The sequence below is a fragment of the Halalkalibacter oceani genome, assembly GCF_040544555.1.
In the GTDB taxonomy this organism is placed as follows: Bacteria; Bacillota; Bacilli; order Bacillales; family Bacillaceae_D; genus Halalkalibacter; species Halalkalibacter oceani.
In genome coordinates this window covers 81,294-101,090 of the sequence record NZ_JBEPKD010000003.1, presented here as the reverse complement: position 1 = coordinate 101,090, position 19,797 = coordinate 81,294, and the positions used below count along the sequence as shown (strand labels likewise).

Genomic DNA, 19,797 nt, shown 5'->3' with positions numbered 1-19,797 from the left:
CCTTTTGGCGTACTTCCACAAATGGTGACCGCAGCTAGTGCGGCCGCCCCCCTTTTTTGATCATCTGATCATTTCTTCTCAGGCCGACCGAAAAGCCCCCTCTTCCTTTTTGCGCAGGCCCTTTAATTTATTTAGCATCTACTTGGATTTCCCCTCCCAAAAAGACGAAATAAGTGCTAAAATAGAAGAGGATTTTGCCGGACATGATCGATTTTTATCAGACGGCTTAAATTACATGCATTGATAGGAGGCTGGAGAGAGAATGAATATCCATGAGTATCAAGGAAAAGAGCTCCTTCGTCAATACGGCGTTGCAGTTCCCAATGGGAAAGTAGCGTTCTCTGTTGAAGAAGCAGTAGAAGCAGCAAAAGAGTTAGGAACAGACGTTTGTGTCGTGAAAGCACAAATCCATGCAGGTGGCCGTGGTAAGGCTGGGGGAGTCAAGGTTGCGAAAAATCTTGACGAAGTACGTACATATGCTGCTGATATTCTTGGTAAAACGCTAGTCACTCACCAGACAGGTCCAGAAGGTAAGGAAGTAAAGCGCTTACTAATCGAAGAAGGCTGCGATATTAAAAATGAATACTATATCGGGCTCGTTCTTGATCGCGCGACATCACGCGTCGTAATGATGGCTTCTGAAGAAGGCGGAACGGAAATTGAAGAAGTAGCAGAAGCAACTCCGGAAAAGATTTTTAAAGAGGTCATTGATCCGGCTGTTGGCCTGCAAGGTTTCCAGGCACGCCGACTCGCTTTTAACATTAACATTCCAAAGGAGCTTGTTGGTCAAGCTGTTAAATTTATGATGGGCTTGTATAAAGCCTTTGTTGAAAAGGATTGCTCGATTGCCGAGATCAACCCGCTTGTGACAACTGGCGACGGAAAAGTAATGGCGCTTGATGCGAAGCTGAACTTTGACTCCAACGCGCTTTATCGTCAGAAGGATGTGCTTGAGTACCGCGATTTGGAAGAAGAGGATCCGAAGGAAATCGAAGCTTCCAAATATGACTTAAGCTATATTTCATTGGATGGCAACATCGGATGTATGGTCAACGGTGCCGGTTTGGCGATGGCAACGATGGACATCATCAAGCATTACAATGGTGACCCGGCCAACTTCCTTGATGTAGGTGGCGGTGCTACTGCCGAGAAAGTAACGGAAGCATTCAAGATCATTCTATCCGATGATAACGTAAAAGGAATTTTCGTCAACATTTTCGGTGGAATTATGAAATGTGACATTATCGCGGAAGGCGTCGTCGAAGCGACGAAGCAAGTAGGCTTGGAAATTCCGCTTGTCGTACGTCTTGAAGGAACAAATGTTGACTTAGGGAAAAAGATTCTTAAAGAATCCGGCTTAAACATCACAGCTGCTGATTCGATGGCTGACGGCGCACAAAAAATTGTTTCATTAGTGAAATAGAAAGGCGGGGACACGATAATGAGCATCCTAATTAATAAAGATACGAAAGTAATCGTTCAAGGGATTACAGGAGCAACTGGCTTGTTTCATACACAGCAGGCGGTTGAATATGGAACGAAGATTGTCGGCGGCGTAACGCCGGGTAAAGGCGGCACAGAGGTTGAAGGGATTCCGGTCTTTGATACCGTTGAGCAGGCTGTAAAAGAAACAGGGGCAAATGTAACGGTTATTTATGTACCGCCGGCGTTCGCTGCCGATGCGATTATGGAAGCGGTCGATGCCGAGCTTGATTTGGCGATTTGTATTACAGAAGGCATTCCTGTGCTCGATATGGTCAAGGTTAAACGTTTCATGGAAGGCAAAAAGACGCGTTTAATCGGTCCGAACTGCCCTGGGGTTATTACTCCTGATGAATGTAAGATCGGAATTATGCCTGGCTATATTCATAAAAAAGGTCATGTTGGTGTTGTGTCGCGTTCCGGTACATTAACGTATGAAGCGGTTCACCAATTATCAACAAACGGAATCGGTCAATCTTCCGCCGTCGGAATCGGGGGAGACCCGGTTAACGGCACAAACTTTATTGATGTTCTTCAGCTTTTCAACGAAGATCCAGACACGTATGCGGTGATCATGATTGGAGAGATCGGCGGAACAGCAGAGGAAGAAGCAGCCGAGTGGATTAAAGAAAATATGACAAAGCCGGTTGTCGGCTTTATCGGCGGTCAAACAGCCCCTCCTGGAAAGCGGATGGGTCATGCCGGTGCGATTATTTCCGGAGGAAAAGGAACAGCGGCTGAAAAGATCAAAACGTTGGAAAGCTGCGGCGTACAAGTAGCGGAAACTCCATCTGTTATGGGACAAACGCTGATCTCTGTTTTGGAAGAAAAAGGTATTCTGGAAAAGTGTAAAACACACAGCTAATCTCCAAAAAAAATGTCATAAAATTGTCGATTTCTCATTTTGAGAGAATAAGACAAAAGTAGCGCAGAGGCCGGGCAAAAGGGAAAAAACAACCTTTTGCCTAGCCTCTGTAATAAATTCCGCCTATCGTTTACTGATAACAAGGAGGGATATGCGGCGCATGACGACGTTTCGGATGAAATGGATTCATCTCCACAGCTGCTTTGGAGCAAACAGAAAGCTTTTTCAGAAAATAATCGACGATGATCCAGAGCTTCATTTCATTTATCAGTATAGACCGGTCGATCTCGAGAAAGTATTTACTCTTCCCCCGACTAAAGCGATGATGCTTCATCAGACCCTTCACCGAATATCTCCAGCTCAGCTTGAGCAACTTTTCCAAGAACAGGGCATTTGCCCGATCACCTTGCACGATTCCACCTATCCATGTTTGTTACAGCATATTTATGATCCCCCTTTTGTGTTATATACGCAAGGCTTGCAGCATATTCTGGCAAATAAGCGGACGGTCGCTGTCGTCGGAACGAGAAAGCCGACTGAGGCAGGGATGAAAAGCGCTGCCTATTTTGTTCACGCTTTGGTAGAAAACGACTGGACCATTGTCAGCGGTCTCGCCAGCGGGATTGATGCGCACGCCCACCAACAGGCGATCCGGACGAACGGCCGGACGATCGCCGTACTCGCCTCAGGGTTCCATTTTCCTTATCCGCAAGAAAGCAAATCATTATTTCAATATATGGCAAAATGGCAGCTGCTTGTTAGTGAATATCCCCCATGGGTCAGGCCGCGCAAATGGCATTTCCCAGTCAGAAACCGGATTGTCAGCGGCCTCTCGCAGGCTGTTGTCGTCATAGAGGCGAAGAAAAAAAGCGGATCCCTGATTACAGCGGATCAGGCGCTCGAACAGGGGCGGGATGTGTTCGCCGTGCCGGGCTCAATTTTTTCCGCTGAATCAGAAGGGACGAATCGCCTGATCCAGCAAGGAGCAAAGCTGATTTTAACAAAAGAGGACCTGCTTCAGGAGCTGCCAAATGTTACCGGAAAAAGCTGACGACAGCTGCTCATTTTGAGCGATTTTCGGAAAAGAATTTAAGCTGCCGTTTGACAAATGGAGAAAGTCTGTTTAATAATAGGGAAGATTTTAATATATTCTTCGAGAGAGGGAGCTGCTTACATGGCCGATTATTTAGTAATCGTGGAATCTCCCGCCAAAGCAAAGACCATTGGAAAGTATTTAGGTAAAAAATATATTGTAAAGGCTTCAATGGGACATGTTAGAGACTTACCGAAAAGTCAAATGGGAGTAGATGTTGAGAAAGGTTTTGAACCAAGGTATATTACCATTCGCGGAAAAGGCCCTGTATTAAAAGAGTTGAAATCAGCTGCCAAGAAAGTAAAACGAATTTACTTAGCGGCTGACCCTGATAGAGAGGGTGAAGCCATTGCCTGGCATTTGGCTCACAGTTTAAATATTGACGAAAATTCGGAATGCAGGGTTGTTTTTAATGAAATTACGAAGCAGGCAATAAAAGATGCCTTTAAAAATCCCCGCTCCATTAATATGGATCTCGTCGATGCCCAGCAGGCAAGACGGATTTTAGACCGGCTTGTCGGCTACAATATAAGTCCATTACTATGGAAGAAAGTGAAAAAAGGGTTAAGCGCGGGGCGTGTGCAATCAGTTGCCGTTAAAATGATTATTGAGCGTGAAAAAGAGATCAAAGCGTTTGTTCCGGAAGAATACTGGAGCATTCAGGCGCAGTTTTCACTTGAAAATGAGCCGTTTGAAGCAAGATTTTACGGAGTGGACGGGCAGAAGCAGGAGCTTGCTTCTGAGGAGGATGTCAACAACGTATTAGCGCGGCTGCAATCCGATCAGTTTCAAGTGACATCCGTCAAGAAGAAGGAACGGAAACGAAATCCGGTCACCCCGTTCACGACGTCGTCGCTTCAACAGGAAGCGGCACGGAAATTAAACTTCCGCGCCAAGAAAACGATGATGATCGCCCAGCAATTATATGAAGGGATTGATCTTGGCAAGAAAGAAGGGACAGTCGGGTTAATTACGTATATGCGTACCGATTCCACCCGGATTTCCGAGACGGCGCAGGCGGAGGCGAAGGAATACATTACGGCGACATACGGCGAGGAGTACAGCCGGAAAGAAAAGCGAGTCGTCAAAAAAGATAAAAAAGCCCAGGATGCGCATGAAGCGATCCGCCCAACATCGGTTTGGAAAGATCCGAAAGCGGTAAAGAGCTATTTATCACGAGACCAGTTCAGACTGTATAAGCTGATTTGGGAACGGATGGTTGCCAGTGAAATGGCACCGGCAATTATGGATACGATGACGGTCGACATCGAACAAAACAATGTTCAATTCCGGGCAACAGGCTCGAAAGTGAAATTTGCCGGTTTCATGAAGGTGTACATCGAAGGCAATGATGACGGTAAGAAAGAAGAAGACCGCTTGCTGCCGAATTTGCAGGAAGGGCAATCGGTGAAAAAGCTTGAGATTGAACCGAATCAGCATTTTACCCAGCCGCCGCCGCGTTATACAGAGGCGCGTCTTGTCAAAACGATGGAGGAGCTTGGAATCGGGCGTCCATCCACCTATGCGCCGACGCTCGACACGATCCAAAAAAGAGGGTATGTCGCCTTGGAGGACAGACGGTTCGTCCCGACCGAATTAGGTGAAATCGTGCTTGAGATGATCGTTGAATTTTTCCCGGAGATTCTCGATGTGGAATTTACGGCGAAGATGGAAAATGATCTCGATTCCATCGAGGAAGGCAAGCAGCGCTGGATTTCAATTATTGATGAGTTTTACCAGGGATTTGAAAAGCGGCTGTCGCACGCCGAAGAAGAAATGAAGGAAGTCGAAATCAAGGATGAGCCGGCCGGCGAGGATTGCGAGAAATGTGGACATGAAATGGTCTATAAAATGGGTCGTTTCGGAAAGTTCATGGCTTGCTCGAATTTCCCTGAGTGCCGGAACACGAAGGCGATCGTCAAAGAAATCGGCGTCAAATGCCCGACATGTAAAGTAGGCAATGTAGTCGAGCGGAAAAGCAAAAAACGCCGCGTCTTTTACGGCTGCGACCGCTATCCGGAATGCGACTTTATTTCATGGGATAAGCCGATTGCCAGACCGTGTCCGAAATGCGGCAAAATGCTGGTGGAGAAGAAAACGAAAAACGGCGTTCATGTGGAATGCTCGGCTTGCGATTATAAAGAGGAAGCCAATTAGCGTTTAGCATTCGGTGATCGCCTGACTCGCGGACGTGAAAAAACATAAAAAGCAAAATAGTTGAAAAAAAGACCGGCTCGTATTATGATGGTAGTCGGATAAGAGACAATAGCCTTCACCTTTACGGTGAAGGCATTTCTACTGTTTGTAAAGCAAGTTGGAGGGATTAGACGACGTGACACAACAACATGTAAACGTAATAGGAGCGGGGCTGGCCGGCAGTGAAGCGGCCTGGCAGCTGGCGAAACGCGGCATTCAGGTTCATCTTTATGAAATGCGCCCGGTGAAGCAGACGCCCGCCCATCATACAGATAAATTTGCCGAACTCGTTTGCAGCAATTCTTTACGTGGCAATTCATTAACAAATGCCGTCGGCGTGCTGAAGGAAGAAATGCGGCAGCTTGATTCCGTCATCATTCGTTCCGCCGATGACGCGTCCGTTCCGGCAGGAGGAGCGCTTGCTGTTGATCGCCATGAGTTTGCCGGAGCGGTGACCAAGCAGGTGAAGCACCATCCGAATGTAACGGTATTTACCGAAGAGGTGACCGCGATTCCGGAAGGGCCGACGATTATCGCGACAGGTCCATTAACGTCGCCTGGGCTTTCCGCTGAATTAAAAGCATTAACGGGCGAGGAGTATTTATACTTTTATGATGCGGCAGCGCCCATTATTGAAACAGATTCCATTGATATGGACAAAGTCTATTTGAAATCGCGCTACGACAAAGGGGAAGCGGCTTATGTAAACTGCCCGATGACCGAGGAAGAGTTCGATCGCTTTTATGAAGCACTCATTTCAGCAGAAACGGTGCCGTTAAAAGAATTTGAAAAAGAAATCTTTTTTGAAGGCTGTATGCCGATTGAAGTCATGGCGAAGCGCGGACGGAAGACGATGCTTTTTGGGCCGATGAAACCGGTTGGACTTGAACATCCGGAAACAGGAAAGCGTCCGTTCGCCGTCGTCCAGCTGAGACAGGATAATTCATCTGGAACGTTATACAACATTGTCGGCTTTCAGACACATTTGAAATGGGGACCGCAGAAGGAAGTCATTCGCCTGATTCCCGGTTTGGAAAATGCGGAAATCGTCCGCTACGGCGTCATGCACCGCAATACGTTTATTAATTCGCCTAATTTGCTTGAGCCGACTTATCAATACAGGAAGCGCGACGATTTATTTTTCGCCGGGCAAATCACTGGTGTTGAAGGCTATGTAGAATCGGCGGCGGCCGGATTAATTGCCGGGATCAACGCTGCGCGCTATGTCCAGCAGCAGGATTTACTGACATTTCCTGATGAAACGGTTATCGGCAGTATGGCCGGCTATATTACAACGGCCAACGCCAAAAATTTTCAGCCGATGAATGCGAATTTTGGTTTACTTCCGCCATTAGAGGTAAAAATTAAGAATAAACAGGAACGATACGAGCAACTGGCTAAGCGCGCATTGGGCACAATTCAGAATTTTGTGAAAAAAATGTAAACATCGTTGTCAGGGCTACTAAATCATGTTAGAATTTAGTAGCTCTAGAGGCGAGAGGGGTGTTTTGTGTTGGGAAAGCAGTCCTGGCTCGAGCAATTTGTCGTCTATTTGCAAATGGAAAAAAACAGCTCCTTACATACGATTCGGAGTTATAAGCGGGATATTGATGATTTTTATCAGTTTATGAAAGCAAGGGGTGTGCTGGACTTCCCCGCGGTGACAAGAGCTGATGTTCGCGCTTATTTAACGATGCTATATGAGAAGAACTATGCAAGAAAAACGGTATCACGGAAAATTTCTGCATTAAGAAGCCTCTATAATTTTCACATGCGTGAAAAGCGTGTGTCGGAGAATGTCTTTTCCACTGTATTCCTTCCCAAAAACGAAGGTCGGCTGCCGACTTTCCTCTATGAAGAAGAAATCCAGGAATTATTTTATTCCTTACAGGGTAATGAGCCGCTCGATCAACGCGACCGTGCCTTGCTGGAACTGTTGTATGCGACTGGAATGCGCGTGAGTGAATGTGCAGGTCTCACCGTCCAGGATCTTGACCTGTCGATTGGTACGGTGCTTGTCCATGGGAAAGGACGGAAAGAACGCTATCTCCCTGTCGGTTCTTTCGCTCTTGAAGCGATTGAGCGCTATATGGAGGGTGGACGGAAGAAGCTGGAAAAAAGGACGTCACCCGACGCGCTTTTTCTCAATTACAAAGGTGGTCAGCTGACGGACCGCAGCATTCGGACGATTGTTAAAAAACGGATGGAACAGGCCGCTCAGCATAAGCATTTGCGCCCGCATGACATCCGCCATTCCTTCGCGACTCATTTGCTTAATAATGGCGCTGATTTACGGGTTGTGCAAGAGCTGCTTGGTCATGAGCATCTGTCCACAACGCAAATGTACACGCATGTAACGAAGGAACGGTTGCGGCATGTCTATCAGGCGCATCATCCTCGGGCTTAAGTAAATAGAAGAAGGAGGAAGGACATGAGTCAATTCCATGCAACGACGATTTTTGCGATTCAGCACAACGGCTCCTGCGCGATGGCGGGTGACGGTCAGGTGACGTTTGGAAATGCTGTTGTGATGAAGCATACAGCGAGAAAAGTGCGGACGATTTATCAGGGAAAGGTGCTGGCGGGATTTGCTGGCTCAGTCGCTGATGCTTTTACGTTGTTTGAAAAATTCGAATCCAGGTTAGAAGAGTATAACGGGAATTTGCAGCGGGCCGCTGTGGAAGTTGCAAAAGAATGGCGAAGTGACAAAGTGCTAAGACGACTTGAAGCGATGCTGATTGTGATGAATCAAGATCATCTTCTGCTCGTTTCAGGAACGGGTGAAGTCATTGAGCCCGATGACGGCATTCTGGCGATCGGTTCTGGCGGGAACTATGCATTGGCGGCTGGACGCGCGCTAAAAAAGCATGCTCCGGCAATGTCCGCCAAGGAAATTGCCACTGCCGCGCTTGAGACAGCAGGTGACATCTGCGTCTACACAAATGACAACGTCGTCGTTGAAGAACTAAGCTGAGCCGAAAGCAATTAATTCCCAATGGAGAGTGATCGTTATGAAAACAGCCCTTACCCCACGCGAAATTGTTGAACGTCTTAATCAATTTATCGTCGGACAGGAGCAGGCGAAAAAGTCGGTTGCCATTGCCCTCCGGAATCGCTATCGCCGCAGCTTGCTTGACGACAAAATAAAAGACGAAGTCACCCCGAAGAATATTTTAATGATTGGGCCAACTGGAGTTGGGAAAACGGAAATCGCCCGGCGGCTCGCCAAGCTGGTCGGCGCTCCATTTGTCAAAGTGGAGGCCACGAAATTCACGGAAGTGGGCTATGTCGGGCGCGATGTCGAGTCGATGGTAAGAGACCTCGTCGAAACGAGCGTCCGCATCGTCAAGGCGGAAAAAATGGCTGCTGTCCGTTCCCAGGCAGAAGAGCAGGCGAATCAGCGAATCGTTGATTTGCTCGTCCCTTCGAAAAAAAAGCAGTCAACGTATAAGAATCCTTTTGAAATGTTGTTCGGTCAGCAGGAAGCAGAGCAGCCTGTTGAACAGGAGTCATCGCAGGAAAACACGAGAGAGCAGCAGCGTCGTCAGCTCGCTCACCAGCTTGCCTTAGGGGAGCTGGAGGATCGGATGGTGACGATCGAGGTGGAAGAGCAGTCGCAAAGCTTTATGGATATGTTTCAAGGAGCCGGCATGGAACAGATGGGAATGAACATGCAGGAAATGCTTGGCGGGATGCTGCCGAAGAAGCGCAAAAAAAGACGGCTGCCGATCTCCGACGCGCGTAAAGTGCTGACGGAAGAAGAAGCACAGAAGCTGATTGACATGGATGAGGTGACGCAGGAGGCTGTCGACAAAGCCGAACAGCTCGGTATCATCTTCATTGATGAAATTGATAAGGTCGTCGGCAAAGGTCAGCAATCAGCTGATGTTTCACGCGAGGGCGTTCAGCGCGACATCCTTCCCATTGTCGAAGGCTCGACGATCGTGACTAAATACGGCCCGGTGAAAACGGATCATATTCTTTTTATCGGGGCGGGGGCCTTTCATATCGCCAAGCCATCTGATTTGATTCCGGAGCTTCAGGGTCGCTTTCCAATCCGGGTCGAGCTGGCGAATCTAACAGTTGATGATTTTGTCCGGATTATGGTCGAGCCAAATAATGCGCTCATCAAGCAATATTGTGCGCTTCTTGAAACAGAAGGTATAAAAATCAAATTTTCTGACGAAGCTGTTCGTAAGATTGCGACTATTGCTACAGAGGTTAACCAGGAGACGGAAAATATCGGCGCGAGACGGTTGCATACGCTGCTAGAACGCCTGCTGGAGGATTTATCGTTCGAAGCTCCTGATATTACGTTGGAAGAAATCGTGATCACGCCAGAATACGTCGACGAAAAACTAGTATCTATTGCCAAGAATCGAGATTTAAGTCAATACATTTTGTAAAACAAATAGGAGGAGAGAACAAAAATGAATTTATTATCAAGGACAAGGAAAATCAACGAAATGTTACAAAAGTCAGGAGGGCAGCACGTCAGCTTCCGGGCGATGGCGGAGACGCTTCGCGATACGATTAGCTGCAATATTTTTGTGCTTAGCAGACGCGGGAAAGTGCTCGGCTATGCGATCAAGCAGGAAATTGAAAATGAGCGTATGAAAAAGATGCTTGAAGACAGACGCTTTCCGGAAGAGTACACAGACAATCTCTTTAAAATTGAAGAGACTTCTGCGAATTTGGATATCGACAGTGAATTCACGGCGTTTCCTGTTGAAAATAAAGACCTGTTTCAAAGCGGCTTAACGACAATTGTGCCGATTCAAGGCGGAGGCCAGCGTCTTGGTACGTTAATCCTGGCGCGCTTGCATGAGTCTTTCAGCGATGATGACTTAATCCTTGCTGAATATGGAGCAACGGTAGTCGGGATTGAAATTTTGCATGAGAAAACCCAGGAAATTGAAGAGGAAGCGAGAAGCAAGGCGGTTGTGCAAATGGCGATCAGCTCGCTTTCATACAGCGAATTGGAGGCTGTTGAGCATATTTTCCACGAGCTGGATGGCAAGGAAGGCTTACTTGTTGCCAGTAAAATTGCCGATCGCGTCGGCATCACCCGCTCGGTAATCGTTAACGCTCTCCGCAAGCTGGAAAGCGCCGGTGTGATTGAATCCCGCTCTCTTGGCATGAAAGGAACCTATATCAAAGTATTAAATGATAAGTTCCTCCTGGAGCTTGAAAAGTTAAAAGCAAAATAAGAGTAAGAAGAGTATACGGCAAAAGCGGAATTTGCTTTTGCGCAAGGCTTGTCATCCCGGAGCGCTTTCGGAACGGTCGAAAAGTTTCCGAACAGCAAAACAGGAAGCGTCATTATTAAGAACGTGGCGGTTCCGCTCCTTGCTTAGAGGCACGAGCAAAAGGTAAAAAAACAACCTTTTGACCGTGCCTTTTTTTGTATTCAGTTTGAAACGAGTTGTCACTGTTATCATCAGGATGAGGCGCAATGACTGAAAGGAGACAGAACAAAGAAGGCGAAATGGATGATTTTCGCAATTTTATAGGATTTTTTGGCAGATTTTTTCTGTATTGTATAGCCTGAACGTAACAAATATGATACAAATATTACATCGCTGTTAAAACAGTGGTTTTTTTGTTGTATTTTGTTCGTTATCTAAAAATTCATATAAGTTCTTGCTAAAATAGTGCGTTTGTGTCGGTATTTGTACTATAATGTAGATTATGGCTGATAGTTTTTGTATAGTTTTGCGACAAAAGTCCACAATTCTCTCTAGTTCTTTTATATCGAATTTCCTATTATTACAAACGGTATTAGACTTTTCCTGTGACTTTGTTTACAATTTCATTGAGAGCTTATGTGAAAATATGAATAATTCTATAAGATACTGTCGAAAGGTGGAATAATAGATGGATCTTTTTGGGGGCTCGACGTTCAGAGTGCTTGAGCGCGGGCTTGATGGAGCTCAGTTAAGACAAAATGCAATTTCGCAAAACATCGCCAACGTCGACACACCTTATTACAAGGCGAAGGATGTTTCTTTTAAGGAGACATTGCAGCAGGCGATGAATGAACCGAAACTAAAGGCTTATCGAACGAATGAAAAGCATCTTGAATTCTCTTCGACAAGCACGGGGCCTGTCATTGAGACAACACGAAATACGATGTACAACCATAACCAGAATAATGTCGATATTGATCTGGAAATGGCGGAATTGGCGAAAAACCAAATTTATTACAATGCTCTAATCGACAGAATGAATGGCCGCTTCTCAAGCTTGCAAACTGTCATCAGAGGAGGAAGTTAATCATGAGTATATTTCACGGCCTTAATACGAGCGCCTCAGCTTTGACCTCACAGCGGCTGCGTATGGATGTCATTTCGGCCAATATGGCAAATGCTGAATCAACGAGAGCGAGAATGGTAGATGGGGAATGGGAGCCGTACCGGCGGAAGATGGTCGTCATGCAGCCGAATGAAAAACAGCCATTCTCGGCTTTTTTGCACCAGGCGATGGGGCGTTCGACAAATTCCGAAGTCGGCAATGGGGTAAAGGTCTCTGCTATTGTCGATGACCAGACGCCGTTTAAGGAAATGTATGATCCGGAGCATCCCGATGCCAACGAAGAAGGATACGTTCAACTGCCAAATGTTGATCCGCTCAGGGAAATGGTCGATTTGATGAGTGCGACACGGTCTTATGAAGCGAATGTGACCACGTTGAACGCCTCAAAAAACATGCTGCTTAAAGCACTGGAAATTGGAAGATAGGAGGGATAAAAGTTGGATATTAAAATAGGACAATCGCCATTTGTCATTCAAAGCGGGTTGCATACTCAAAATGGCCAGAGAATGTCAGCAGGGGAAGCCCACCAGTCTTTTAAAACGGCTTTGAATGAAGCGATTGAGAATGTGAACAGCCTGCAACAAGAATCTGCGCAAAAAACGGAAAAGCTGGCAAGCGGTGAAATCGATGATCTTCATGATGTGATGATTACGGGTCAAAAAGCAAGTATTACGTTACAAGCAACGGTAGAGGTTCGGAATAAAGTGATTGAAGCATACCAAGAAATTATGAGAATGCAAGTGTAATGCTGTGTACTTGTTCTGTTTTAGTCTCACGGTAGTTGTTGGATGTAGGAGGGCACATGAACGAGAAACTATCAATATATAAACAACGAATAACAGAATTTTGGACCGGGCGTTCTCGCATGCAGAAAGGGATAATAGCTGGTTCTACCCTAGGTATTATTGCATTAATTATTCTTTTTACATTCTTAGGGACGAGAACAAGCTATCAACCTCTTTATAGTAATCTGACGCTTCAGGAAACAGGACAGATTAAAGAAACGTTAGATGCGAGAGGGATTTCTTCGACAATTTCCGATAATGGAACGACGATCCTTGTCCCTGAAACGCAAGTGGACGCATTAAAGGTCGAATTGGCTGCGGAAGGGCTGCCGCGAAGTGGAAGTATTGATTATTCCTTCTTTCAGGAGCAGATGGGCTTCGGGATGACCGACAATGAATTTTCGGTCATGGAAAGAGCGGCAATGCAGACAGAACTGGCTGAGCTGATCCGCAATGTAAATGGGGTTAACCAGGCTAGGGTGATGATTACGATTCCGGAAGATAATGTTTGGGCAAATGACCCGCAGGAATTCGCGACGGCTGCTGTGGTGCTCGATTTGGCACCAGGCTATCAGCTGGAACAGGGCCAGGTAAATGCCTTGTTTCATCTAGTTTCAAAGAGTGTGCCGAATCTCCCTATAGATAATATCGTCATTTCGGATCAAATGTTTAACGATTATGTTTATGAAAATGCAGAAGGAAGTAATACGACTCTAACAGCCTATGAACAGCAGCGTTCGATTCAGCGGGATATTGAACGCGATTTGACGCGCAATCTGCAGCAAATGCTCGGAACAATGGTCGGGCGGGATAAAGTTTTAATATCAGTCTCAACCGATATTGATTTCACGCAGGAGAACCGGACCGAAGCGTTGGTTGAGCCGGTGGATCCAGAGAACATGGAAGGCTTGACGGTCAGCCTGGAGCGGATTGAAGAGGCGTACAGTGGCGAAGGAGCAGTGGAAGGCGGAGTCGCCGGAGTCGGCGATGAAATTCCAAACTTTCCAGGCGGAGTCGCTCAAGGTCCATCCGAATGGGAGCGGGCAGAGGAACGGATTAACAATGAAGTGAATCGAATCAACCGCGATATCGTGGAAAGTCCTTATAAAATTCGTGATTTAGGCATTCAGGTTATGGTTGAACCTCCTGAAGGAATGGAAGAGCTGCCGCAACAGCAGCTTGATGACATTCAGCAAATATTAGGAACGATTGTAAGAACGAGCATTTCCGGGGTTTATGCTGATGAACTCACCGAGGATGACCTTAATGAAAAGATTGTAGTGGCTTCAAGGCCGTTTGATGGCAAGATTGAGCTTGAGCCGGAGCCGGCGACAGTGATTCCAGTTTGGCTTTATGTTGTTGGCGGAGTATTGATCGCCGTTATTCTACTTCTTCTCTTCCTATTACTAAGAAGACGTAATCAAGTAACGGAGGAAGAAGAGGAATTTTCAATTGAAGAAGCCATTGAAGAAGTTCCTGATTTACCGGATGAAGAAACCGGAATTTCCGCGACGAAGCGCAAGCAGCTTGAAAAGATGGCAAGAGAGAAACCGGAAGACTTTTCGAAATTATTACGAACATGGCTTTCAGAAGATTAACATTAGGAGGGAGAACGAATGGCTACTGCGGCAAAAAAAGAATTAAACGGAAGACAAAAAGCAGCAATTCTCCTCATCTCCTTAGGGCCTGATGTATCTGCCCAGGTATATAAGCACCTTACAGAAGAAGAAATCGAACAGCTCACGCTTGAGATTGCTAATGTGCGCAAGGTCGACAGTGAGATGAAGGAAGACATTCTGGAGCAGTTTCATTCCTTGGTGCTGGCCCAGGACTATATTGCCCAAGGCGGAATTGGCTACGCCAAAAGCATTTTAGAAAAAGCGCTCGGGGAAGAAAATGCGATGGACATCATTAACCGCCTTACCTCGACTTTACAGGTGAGACCATTTGATTTCGCGCGCAAGTCTGACCCTTCGCAGATTTTGAATTTTATCCAAAATGAGCACCCGCAAACGATTGCTTTAATTTTGGCTTATTTGGAATCCGTGCAGGCCGGGCAAATCTTATCCGAACTTCCGCAGGAGGTTCAGGCTGATGTAGCGAGAAGAATCGCCTTAATGGACAGCACGTCACCGGAAATTGTTAATGAAGTCGAATCGATTCTTGAACAGAAGCTGTCATCCACACTGACGCAGGATTATACGGATGCCGGCGGTATTGAGGCAGTCGTCGAAGTGCTTAACGGCGTTGACCGCAGCACGGAACGAACGATCCTCGATGCACTGGAAATTCAGGATCCGGAGCTTGCCGAAGAAATCAAAAAGCGGATGTTTGTCTTTGAAGATATTGTTACGCTTGATAACCGTTCGATTCAGCGTGTCATCCGCGACGTCGAGAATGAAGATTTGCAGCTGTCGCTTAAAGTGGCAAGCGAAGAAGTTAAAGAAGTTGTCTTTAACAATATGTCGCAGCGAATGGCTGAAACCTTCAAGGATGAAATGGAATATATGGGTCCTGTTCGTCTTCGCGACGTCGAAGAAGCGCAATCAAGAATCGTCGCTGTTATTCGACGTTTAGAAGAAGCTGGTGAAATCGTCGTTGCCCGCGGGGGAGACGATGTTATTGTCTAGGGTTATTAAGTCACATAACACTATACCCGCATCGGAACAAAGTAAAACCATTTCAATAAAAAAACTTTTTCAAGAAGATGGGCCGGCAGTAGAAGAAAGCGAAGCGGATAACGAGCTGACAAAACAGCGAAGCGCGGCTGAGCTTGAAAAGGAAATGGAGCAAAAGCTTTCGCAGGCAGAGAGCAAGGCGAGGCAAACTGTCGCTGAAGCAGATGATTATGCGGAGCAGGTCCGCAGCCAGATCGAAGCAGAGAGGCAGCAGGCTGAACAGCAGCTGCAGGAAGCATTTGAGGAAGCGCGTCAGCAGGGCTATAACGCCGGCTTTTCAGAAGGTCAGGAGGCAGGTAGGCAGACGTACGATGGATTCATTACCGAGGCTCAGGAAATTATCGCCAGTTCGCAGGCGGATTATGCGCGGACGATTGAGTCGGCTGAGCCGGTGATGATTGATTTAGCCGTCGCTCTCGCGCAGCGGATTCTCGGCAAAAAGCTTGAAGAGGATCATGAGAACTGGGCGGCTCTGCTTAAGCAGGTGATGCTCGAAGTAAGGGAGCATGAGCATGTGAAAATTTATGTGCACCCGCACTGGTATACCCATACGCTGCAGCAAAAAGCAGAGCTTGAGCAGCTGCTCAGCCATACCGAACAGCTGTATATTTACCCGGATTCCGGGTTGCCGGAAAACGGCTGTGTCGTTGAATCAAAATATGGCCGGATTGACGCGACGCTTGATCGGCAGCTGGAGCAATTAAAGGTTCAACTGTTGGAAAAGTGGAAGGAGGGCCCAGATGAGCGTGCAGGAGCTGATTGAGGATATTCCTTTCTTATCCCCCTATAAATGGTACGGCAAGGTGACGAGAGTCGTCGGATTAACGATTGAGTCAAAAGGTCCACAGGCCTCCATCGGCGATCTTTGTTACATCATCGTCGGCCGGGCAAAAAAAATAAAAGTTAAGGCCGAGGTCGTCGGCTTCCGGGATGAATTTGTCCTGCTGATGCCGTTAAACGGGACGACGGAAATCGCTCCGGGCAGCTTAGTTGAAGCGACCGGGAAACCGTTGGAAATCAAGGTCGGTTCCGGCTTGATCGGAAGCGTGATTGACGGCTGCGGCGAACCATTGTCGAAAGAACAGCTGCCGAAAGGACTGCGCCCGTTTCCAACTGATAATGACCCTCCAAATCCGCTGGCTCGTCCAAGAATCGAAGAGAAAATGTCGCTTGGAGTCCGGGCGATTGATGCGCTGTTTACGGTCGGCAAGGGACAGAGAATCGGGATTTTTGCCGGGAGCGGGGTCGGAAAAAGTACGTTGCTGGCGATGCTTGCGAAAAATTCAGCGGCCGATTTAAATGTCATAGCTTTAATTGGTGAACGGGGCCGGGAAGTGAAGGATTTCATTGAACGCGACCTCGGTGAGGAAGGTTTGAAGAAAACGATTTTAGTCGTCGCCACTTCAGACCAGCCGGCGTTAATGCGGATCAAAGGGGCGATGACGGCCACCGCTGTTGCTGAATACTTTCGCAACCAGGGGCTCGATGTCAACTTAATGATGGATTCGGTCACCCGCTTTGCGATGGCTCAACGCGAAATCGGCTTAGCTGTGGGAGAGCCGCCGACATCAAAAGGATACACACCGTCGGTTTTTGCGATGCTGCCGAAGCTGCTTGAGCGCTCCGGTACAGCGAAAAAAGGCAGTATAACCGCCTTTTATACCGTCCTAGTCGATGGCGATGATATGAATGAACCGATTGCCGATGCTGTAAGAGGGATTTTAGACGGGCATCTAGTGTTGGATCGGAAGCTGGCGAATAAAGGGCAGTTCCCGGCGATCAATGTTTTAAAAAGCATCAGCCGGGTGATGGCCGATATTGTTGACGACAGGCACCGTGCCGCAGCTGAGAGGCTTCGCCAAAGTTTGGCCGTCTACGATGACACCGAGGATTTAATTAATATCGGGGCGTACAAGCGCGGCTCTTCTGCTGAAATCGATCAGGCGATTGCGATCTATCCAAAGATCATTGCTTTTTTAAAGCAAAGTACTGAGGAAAGCACTTCAATTGACGAAGCGGTTGAGCGATTGATCAACGAATTTGGAAGAGGTGGCGACTAATGTCATTCCAGTTTGCCTTGCAAAAGGTGATGGAGCTGAAGGAACGGGAAAAGCATAATGTCCAGGCAGAGTATGAACAGGCCGTTGCTTCTTTTGAATCGGTGGCGACGGAGCTTTATGAAATGCTCAAGCGAAAAGAAGAGCTGGAAGAAAGTGCCCGCTCTCAAATCGCGAATGGAACATCGATTTACGCCTTGCAGCAGCAGCAGTCAAAGCTTTTAAGACTGCAGCAGGAAATCCAGAAGCAGCAGCGTCATACCCAGCTGGCAAGAGAAAAAATGAACCGGAAAAAGCAGGATTTGATGAGCCGCTCCATCGAGTTTAAAAAGTATGAAAAGATGAAGCAGGTCAAGCAGGATCAATATGAAGAGGAAGCGAAACGGCTTGAATTACAACAGATGGATGAACTTTCCATTCGTTTATATGCCAACGTAAAAGTTAGGTGAGGATATGACTGACAAAGAAAAATCCTATAGCAAAATTCAATGGTTCTTTCTAGTGATTTTTATTCCGATTGTGTTCACGGCAATATTGGCAGGGGTCATTTTATCGCTTCTCGGTGTCAACGTCATCGAAAAAGCAAAGGATGTCGCGGCAAATGTACCGTTCGTTGCTGATTATGTTGCTCCTGAAGAGGAGGAAGAGCCGGTTGATGTCGCTGCTTTTGAACAGGCGATTGCCGAACAGCAGGCGGAAGTGGAGCGGCTGCAAAGCGAGCTGACGAGAAAAGAAGAAGAAATCAGCGAACTGGAACGGGAGCTTGCCCAGCTTGAGGAAAGCCAAACGATTGAACGGGAGCTGGCAGCGAGGGAAGAGCAGGAGCTGGAAAATATCGCGCAAACCTATGAGGCGATGTCTGCAAAAAATGCCGCAGCAATTATTTCGGATTTACCAATTGAGGAAGCGCTCCTCCATATTTCACAAGTTTCCATCGATGTCCGGGCCGACATTTTAGGAAAGATGGACAGCGAACTGGCCGCGGATCTGATGAGCCGGCTTGCTAATTCATAAGGCTAACTTTATTGAAAGGAGGTGAAACGATGAACCCGATTATGATGGTGGCAAATACATTGCCTGCCCAAGGATCGCAAAGCGCTGGCAAAGGACAAGCGCCAATGTCCGCTGATGTATCTTTTTTACAATTGCTTGGTGGGTTACTATCAGAGGATACGGTCAAGACATTGGCAACGGAAATAAGCAGTGAAGAGCAGGAACAAGCGGCAACCGAACTGTTGCTTGAATTGATTCAGCTTTTCAAAGAGGGCGGTCTTGAACTGAATCCAGACATGCTCGAAGGAAAAGAAGCAAAGCAGCTGTTCCATCTCCTTCCCATTGAATGGCAAGCGGATGTTGAACATCTTCTTTCTTTGGAAAATGAGGATGCCCAGCTGGCCGAGCTGATTAGCTGGCCTGAAGAACAGCAGGCATTATTCGTCTTATTGGCAGCTGTCCAACAGGAGAGTGCGGTAGGTGCGCCGCAAGCGAAAAGTCAAGAACAGGCAAATGTGCTTCAGCATCTTCTGCCAAGACTGTTTCCCGGCTTTTCTCTGCAACCTAAGCAAGGGCAAAGCAACATTGGTTTATTGGAGGAAGTAGTCAAGCATCTTGAGTTTAAGCTTCAGGGAATGCCGAGGACTGCAATAGAGCCGAAAGCATTTTTAGAGGCGATTACGGCAAAATCAACGTCCATGCAGCAGCTGCCTCAGCCGTTTTCAATGCCGGTTACTGCTGAGACGACAAACAGTCCGTCCACGCAGCAACCATTTGGTCAGCGGCCTGTTGTAAGCGAAGCATCAAGCCCGAACAGCGGTCTGACTTTACTTCAGACTGGAATTGAGCAGACGATGACAAAGGCCGAGCAAGCGACGATTCACATTGGTGACAAATTGCCGCGTGACGTTCAGCAGCAGCAGTTTTTAAGGCAGTTCCAAATGATTCTCCAGCGCGGGGCTCTTACGCAAAATCAGCAGGGAATGCAAACCTTTTCGGTTAAGCTGTATCCCGAGCATTTAGGCAGACTTGATATTCAGCTCGTGCAAATGGAAGGCTCCATTGTCGCAAAGATCATGACCGGCTCGACGGCGACACGCGAACTGATCGAAGCGCAACTGGCCCAACTGCGGCAAGCTTTTGCACAGCAGCAGATTACAGTAGAGCGGATTGAAGTGACGGAACAATATTTGCAAAAGGATCGTGATCAGTCTTCAAATGAGCGTGGCGAAGAGCAGGCGAACGAGAATCAGCCTGAACAGGGTGAAGACGAAGCGGCTGCATTTGAGGATGTACTAAGCGAGTTAACTTTTAATGAACAGGTGTAGGTGAT

The 19,797-nt window shown here is 47.1% G+C and carries 19 protein-coding genes; all 19 read left to right on the top strand.

The window, feature by feature from the left end; all coding sequences use genetic code 11:
• The first annotated feature begins 262 nt into the window (after nt 1-262).
• Complete coding sequence (gene sucC / locus ABMB67_RS05625; protein WP_251222000.1) at nt 263-1,423, top strand: ADP-forming succinate--CoA ligase subunit beta; 1,161 nt, start codon at nt 263-265, stop codon at nt 1,421-1,423.
• 18 nt (nt 1,424-1,441) lie between these two features.
• Nucleotides 1,442-2,347, top strand: coding sequence for a succinate--CoA ligase subunit alpha (gene sucD, locus ABMB67_RS05620; protein ID WP_354571364.1), 906 nt, complete (start codon nt 1,442-1,444; stop codon nt 2,345-2,347).
• A 160-nt stretch (nt 2,348-2,507) separates the two neighbouring features.
• Nucleotides 2,508-3,398 carry a DNA-processing protein DprA gene (dprA, locus tag ABMB67_RS05615; protein WP_354571363.1) on the top strand — a complete coding sequence of 297 codons (891 nt, stop codon included), beginning with the start codon at nt 2,508-2,510 and terminating at the stop codon, nt 3,396-3,398.
• A 123-nt stretch (nt 3,399-3,521) separates the two neighbouring features.
• Nucleotides 3,522-5,597, top strand: coding sequence for a type I DNA topoisomerase (topA, locus tag ABMB67_RS05610; protein WP_354571362.1), 2,076 nt, complete (start codon nt 3,522-3,524; stop codon nt 5,595-5,597).
• A gap of 175 nt (nt 5,598-5,772) precedes the next feature.
• Complete coding sequence (gene trmFO / locus ABMB67_RS05605; protein ID WP_354571361.1) at nt 5,773-7,080, top strand: FADH(2)-oxidizing methylenetetrahydrofolate--tRNA-(uracil(54)-C(5))-methyltransferase TrmFO; 1,308 nt, start codon at nt 5,773-5,775, stop codon at nt 7,078-7,080.
• A gap of 69 nt (nt 7,081-7,149) precedes the next feature.
• Nucleotides 7,150-8,043 (top strand): tyrosine recombinase XerC, encoded by an 894-nt coding sequence (xerC, locus tag ABMB67_RS05600; protein ID WP_285890144.1) that lies wholly within the window; start codon nt 7,150-7,152, stop codon nt 8,041-8,043.
• Nucleotides 8,044-8,067: 24 nt separating this feature from the next.
• The gene (hslV, locus tag ABMB67_RS05595) at nt 8,068-8,610 is read left to right on the top strand and encodes an ATP-dependent protease subunit HslV (RefSeq protein WP_251222005.1); all 543 of its coding nucleotides are present in this window, start codon (nt 8,068-8,070) and stop codon (nt 8,608-8,610) included.
• A 37-nt stretch (nt 8,611-8,647) separates the two neighbouring features.
• The gene (hslU, locus tag ABMB67_RS05590) at nt 8,648-10,042 is read left to right on the top strand and encodes an ATP-dependent protease ATPase subunit HslU (protein ID WP_251222006.1); all 1,395 of its coding nucleotides are present in this window, start codon (nt 8,648-8,650) and stop codon (nt 10,040-10,042) included.
• 24 nt (nt 10,043-10,066) lie between these two features.
• Entirely contained in the window at nt 10,067-10,846 is a 780-nt protein-coding gene (gene codY, locus ABMB67_RS05585; protein ID WP_251222007.1) for a GTP-sensing pleiotropic transcriptional regulator CodY, read from the top strand.
• A gap of 667 nt (nt 10,847-11,513) precedes the next feature.
• Complete coding sequence (gene flgB, locus ABMB67_RS05580) at nt 11,514-11,912, top strand: flagellar basal body rod protein FlgB (RefSeq protein WP_251222008.1); 399 nt, start codon at nt 11,514-11,516, stop codon at nt 11,910-11,912.
• A gap of 2 nt (nt 11,913-11,914) precedes the next feature.
• The gene (gene flgC, locus ABMB67_RS05575; RefSeq protein WP_251222009.1) at nt 11,915-12,376 is read left to right on the top strand and encodes a flagellar basal body rod protein FlgC; all 462 of its coding nucleotides are present in this window, start codon (nt 11,915-11,917) and stop codon (nt 12,374-12,376) included.
• Between the two features lie 12 nt (nt 12,377-12,388).
• Complete coding sequence (gene fliE / locus ABMB67_RS05570) at nt 12,389-12,697, top strand: flagellar hook-basal body complex protein FliE (protein ID WP_251222010.1); 309 nt, start codon at nt 12,389-12,391, stop codon at nt 12,695-12,697.
• A gap of 56 nt (nt 12,698-12,753) precedes the next feature.
• Entirely contained in the window at nt 12,754-14,334 is a 1,581-nt protein-coding gene (gene fliF, locus ABMB67_RS05565) for a flagellar basal-body MS-ring/collar protein FliF (protein ID WP_251222011.1), read from the top strand.
• A gap of 18 nt (nt 14,335-14,352) precedes the next feature.
• Nucleotides 14,353-15,366, top strand: a complete 1,014-nt coding sequence (gene fliG, locus ABMB67_RS05560; protein ID WP_251222012.1) for a flagellar motor switch protein FliG — start codon at nt 14,353-14,355, stop codon at nt 15,364-15,366.
• Complete coding sequence (gene fliH, locus ABMB67_RS05555; RefSeq protein ID WP_354571360.1) at nt 15,359-16,177, top strand: flagellar assembly protein FliH; 819 nt, start codon at nt 15,359-15,361, stop codon at nt 16,175-16,177. The genes fliG and fliH overlap by 8 nt, the downstream gene beginning before the upstream one ends.
• Nucleotides 16,155-17,474 carry a flagellar protein export ATPase FliI gene (fliI, locus tag ABMB67_RS05550; RefSeq protein ID WP_354571359.1) on the top strand — a complete coding sequence of 440 codons (1,320 nt, stop codon included), beginning with the start codon at nt 16,155-16,157 and terminating at the stop codon, nt 17,472-17,474. The genes fliH and fliI overlap by 23 nt, the downstream gene beginning before the upstream one ends.
• Nucleotides 17,474-17,920: a flagellar export protein FliJ gene (gene fliJ, locus ABMB67_RS05545; protein ID WP_251222015.1), complete on the top strand. Its 447-nt coding sequence runs from the start codon at nt 17,474-17,476 to the stop codon at nt 17,918-17,920. The genes fliI and fliJ overlap by 1 nt, the downstream gene beginning before the upstream one ends.
• 4 nt (nt 17,921-17,924) lie before the next feature.
• Nucleotides 17,925-18,485, top strand: a complete 561-nt coding sequence (locus ABMB67_RS05540; RefSeq protein ID WP_251222016.1) for a MotE family protein — start codon at nt 17,925-17,927, stop codon at nt 18,483-18,485.
• 29 nt (nt 18,486-18,514) lie between these two features.
• Entirely contained in the window at nt 18,515-19,792 is a 1,278-nt protein-coding gene (locus tag ABMB67_RS05535) for a flagellar hook-length control protein FliK (protein ID WP_251222017.1), read from the top strand.
• The last annotated feature ends 5 nt before the right edge of the window (nt 19,793-19,797 follow it).

Bases quoted from the DNA above. Each gene is read 5' to 3' on its own strand.
- dprA (WP_354571363.1), top strand. From the start codon at position 2,508: ATGACGACGTTTCGGATGAAATGGATTCATCTCCACAGCTGCTTTGGA.
- sucD (WP_354571364.1), top strand. From the start codon at position 1,442: ATGAGCATCCTAATTAATAAAGATACGAAAGTAATCGTTCAAGGGATT.
- fliG (WP_251222012.1), top strand. From the start codon at position 14,353: ATGGCTACTGCGGCAAAAAAAGAATTAAACGGAAGACAAAAAGCAGCA.
- topA (WP_354571362.1), top strand. From the start codon at position 3,522: ATGGCCGATTATTTAGTAATCGTGGAATCTCCCGCCAAAGCAAAGACC.
- ABMB67_RS05540 (WP_251222016.1), top strand. From the start codon at position 17,925: ATGACTGACAAAGAAAAATCCTATAGCAAAATTCAATGGTTCTTTCTA.
- fliI (WP_354571359.1), top strand. From the start codon at position 16,155: ATGAGCGTGCAGGAGCTGATTGAGGATATTCCTTTCTTATCCCCCTAT.
- sucC (WP_251222000.1), top strand. From the start codon at position 263: ATGAATATCCATGAGTATCAAGGAAAAGAGCTCCTTCGTCAATACGGC.
- ABMB67_RS05535 (WP_251222017.1), top strand. From the start codon at position 18,515: ATGAACCCGATTATGATGGTGGCAAATACATTGCCTGCCCAAGGATCG.
- hslV (WP_251222005.1), top strand. From the start codon at position 8,068: ATGAGTCAATTCCATGCAACGACGATTTTTGCGATTCAGCACAACGGC.
- hslU (WP_251222006.1), top strand. From the start codon at position 8,648: ATGAAAACAGCCCTTACCCCACGCGAAATTGTTGAACGTCTTAATCAA.
- fliJ (WP_251222015.1), top strand. From the start codon at position 17,474: ATGTCATTCCAGTTTGCCTTGCAAAAGGTGATGGAGCTGAAGGAACGG.
- flgB (WP_251222008.1), top strand. From the start codon at position 11,514: ATGGATCTTTTTGGGGGCTCGACGTTCAGAGTGCTTGAGCGCGGGCTT.
- fliF (WP_251222011.1), top strand. From the start codon at position 12,754: ATGAACGAGAAACTATCAATATATAAACAACGAATAACAGAATTTTGG.
- codY (WP_251222007.1), top strand. From the start codon at position 10,067: ATGAATTTATTATCAAGGACAAGGAAAATCAACGAAATGTTACAAAAG.
- flgC (WP_251222009.1), top strand. From the start codon at position 11,915: ATGAGTATATTTCACGGCCTTAATACGAGCGCCTCAGCTTTGACCTCA.